Raw genomic sequence first — 2,780 nt, 5'->3', positions numbered from 1 at the left:
CGACCTGGCCGCCGCCGAAGCTCTTGGCGAAGATGCCGCGCTTGACGCGGGTCATCAGCTCGGCGGGGTCGTCCTGGCCGCCCTTCATGAAGGTGTTGGTCATGCGCGGCATCGGCGCGTGCGCGAAGCTCTCGCGGCGGCCATTGCCGGTGGCGGCGACGCCCATCAGCCGCGCGTTGAGCCGATCCTGCATATAGCCCTTGAGGATGCCGTCCTCGATCAGCACGGTCTCGCCGGTCGGGGTGCCCTCGTCGTCGATCGTCAGTGAGCCGCGCCGGTCGGGGATCGAGCCGTCGTCGACCACCGTCACGCCGGGCGCGGCGACGCGCTCGCCGATGCGGCCGGAGAACGCCGAGGTGCCCTTGCGGTTGAAGTCGCCCTCCAGCCCATGGCCGATCGCCTCGTGCAGGACGATGCCGGGCCAGCCGGCCCCGAGCAGCACCGTCATCTCGCCGGCAGGGGCCGCGACCGAGTCGAGGTTGACCAGCGCGTGGCGCAGCGCCTCGTCAATGCCGCGCCGCCAGGTCGCCTCCTCGAACAGCCGATCGTAGAGGTAGCGGCCGCCAGTGCCATAGGTGCCGGTCTCGCGCCGGCCGTTCTGCTCGACGACGATCGAGACGTTGAGCCGCACCAGCGGGCGCACGTCGGTGGCGACGAAGCCGTCGGCGCGGACCACCTCGACGACGCTCCACGTCCCCGACAGCCCGACCGACACTTGCGCTACGCGAGGGTCACGCGCGCGCGCCTCGGCGTCGATCCGCTGGCACAGGTTCACCTTGTCGGCGAAGGGCACGAGGTCGAGCGGGTCGGCGTCGGTGTAGAGATGGCGATTGGTCGCGCGCGGCGGTGCGGCACGCGGACCGGCGGCGGGGTCGATCAGCGCCATCGTCTCACCGGCGCGGCGGATCGCCGCCTCCGACAACTCGTTGGCATGGGCGAAGGCGGTCATCTCGCCGGACACGGCGCGCAGGCCGAAGCCGGCGGCGGTATCGTAGCTCGCGGTCTTCAGCCGGCCGTCGTCGAAGCCGAACGCCTCCGCCTTGCGATATTGCAGGTACAGCTCGCCATCGTCGGCCTTGGCCAGCACCTGCGCCGTCAGCGCCTGGGCGGCTTCCGGCGAAAGCTGGTCGCGATAAAGGAACGAGCGGGCGTCGAGGGGAGCGTTCATTGCGCCAATATAGGCGCGCACGGCCGCGGGTAAACCGCCCTTGGCAGGGGCTAGGCCGCGCCTTCGCTGATATCGGCCAGCGCCGACTGGTCCGCTCCGTCCGCCGCGCCGCCGATCAGGATGAAACGGCGGTCGCAATAGCCGCAGTCGACATAGCCCTTGTCGTCGATCTCCAGCCAGACCCGCGGATGGCCGAGCGCCGCGCCGCCGGGGATGTCGCTGGCACCATCGCACGAGATGCGGCGGTGGGAGACGCGGATCGTTTCGGGCGGCGGAACCATGACGGGTTCGATAGCAAGCCGCGAAACGCTACACAATCGTGGGCAAGCCGCCTATCGCCCGCGCATGACCGACGCCGCGATCAGCATAAACGCCTTGAGCAAGACCTATGCGGGCGGCAAGCGCGCGCTGGACGGGGTGACGTTCGACGTGCCGCGCGGCACGATCTTCGGACTGCTCGGCCCCAATGGTGCCGGCAAGTCGACGCTGATCAACATCCTGGCCGGCCTCGTCAACAAGACCGGCGGCAGCGCCGCGATCTGGGGGTTCGACATCGACGCCCATCCCCGCAACGCCAAGGCGTCGATCGGCATCGTCAACCAGGAGATCCTGTTCGACCCGTTCTTCACGCCGTTCGAGACGCTGGAGATCCAGGCCGGGCTGTACGGCGTACGCAAGGCGCGGCGGCGCTCGATGGACCTGCTGCGCGCGGTGCGGCTGGAGGACAAAGCGAACGCTTATGCCCGCACCCTGTCGGGCGGCATGAAGCGGCGGCTGATGGTCGCCAAGGCGATGGTCCACTCGCCGCCCGTGCTGGTGCTCGACGAGCCGACCGCGGGCGTCGACATCGAGCTACGGCAGCTGCTCTGGGCCTATGTTCGCGAGCTGAACGCGGCCGGGGTGACGGTAGTGCTGACCACCCATTATCTCGAAGAGGCGGAGGAGCTGTGCGACCGCATCGCGATCATCAACGGTGGCCGGCTGATCGCCAACGAGCCGACCCGCGAACTGGTCGGCCGCGCGCAGGAGAAGGTGGTCGCGATCACCGTCGACCGCGACCTTGCCGCCGCGCCTGGCGCGCCCTGCTTCGAGAAGATCGTCCTCAAGGGCGCACGGACGCTGGAGATCACCTTCTCCAAGGACCGGGTCAACGCCGGCGAGGTGCTGGCGGCGGTGACGGCGGGCGGGCTGGGCATCGTCGACGTGTCGACCAAGGAGCCCGATCTCGAGGACGTGTTCCTCAGCCTGACGCGGACGGCGGCGGCCTGAACGGGAGCGATCCGGCCTGCCGGGGGTTTGGCAAGCATCCTTCGAAAGGTTTCCTCATGCTTGCTTCGTTCCTGATGGGTCTGGTCGGCGGCCAGCGCGCGTTGACGCCGCTCGCTACAGTCGCAGTCGCTGCCGCCCGCGGCGAGCTGCCCGCCGACAATGGCGCGCCCAGGCTGCTGGCGCATCCGCTGGTCGCCGCCGGCACCACGCTGCTGGCGATCGGCGAGATGGCCGGCGACAAGCAGAAGACCGCGCCCGACCGGGTCGTCGCGGTCGGCTTGATCGCGCGCTTCACCACCTCCGCCATCGCCGGCGCGGCGTTGGCCCCCAGGCGGCAGCGCTG

General features: G+C 69.9%; 3 protein-coding genes and 1 pseudogene. 2 read left to right on the top strand and 2 right to left on the bottom strand.

Features of this window, described 5'->3' with window-relative positions; all coding sequences use genetic code 11:
- A partial coding sequence (locus HUU96_RS14335) for a metallopeptidase TldD-related protein (RefSeq protein ID WP_174293418.1) occupies positions 1-1,168 on the bottom strand: 1,168 nt, incomplete at its 3' end.
- Positions 1,169-1,218: 50 nt separating this feature from the next.
- Positions 1,219-1,449 carry a zinc-finger domain-containing protein gene (locus HUU96_RS14330; protein WP_174293417.1) on the bottom strand — a complete coding sequence of 77 codons (231 nt, stop codon included), beginning with the start codon at positions 1,447-1,449 and terminating at the stop codon, positions 1,219-1,221.
- A 64-nt stretch (positions 1,450-1,513) separates the two neighbouring features.
- On the opposite strand from HUU96_RS14330, the gene HUU96_RS14325 reads away from it, so the two are divergent.
- Together HUU96_RS14325 and HUU96_RS14320 are read left to right on the top strand one after the other, a co-directional pair.
- Positions 1,514-2,437: an ABC transporter ATP-binding protein gene (locus tag HUU96_RS14325; RefSeq protein ID WP_174293416.1), complete on the top strand. Its 924-nt coding sequence runs from the start codon at positions 1,514-1,516 to the stop codon at positions 2,435-2,437.
- 56 nt (positions 2,438-2,493) lie between these two features.
- Positions 2,494-2,780: pseudogene (locus HUU96_RS14320) on the top strand (DUF4126 domain-containing protein); the annotation flags it as partial.

This window comes from Sphingomonas bacterium (genome assembly GCF_903644135.1).
Taxonomy (GTDB): domain Bacteria; phylum Pseudomonadota; class Alphaproteobacteria; order Sphingomonadales; family Sphingomonadaceae; genus Sphingomonas.
Note: the sequence above shows the minus strand (reverse complement) of the source record. Positions and strands in the feature narration are given on the sequence as shown.

What these genes read in the sequence shown, in the direction of transcription:
- HUU96_RS14325 (WP_174293416.1), top strand. Translation starts at nt 1,514, where the DNA reads ATGACCGACGCCGCGATCAGCATAAACGCCTTGAGCAAGACCTATGCG.
- HUU96_RS14330 (WP_174293417.1), bottom strand. Translation starts at nt 1,449, where the DNA reads ATGGTTCCGCCGCCCGAAACGATCCGCGTCTCCCACCGCCGCATCTCG.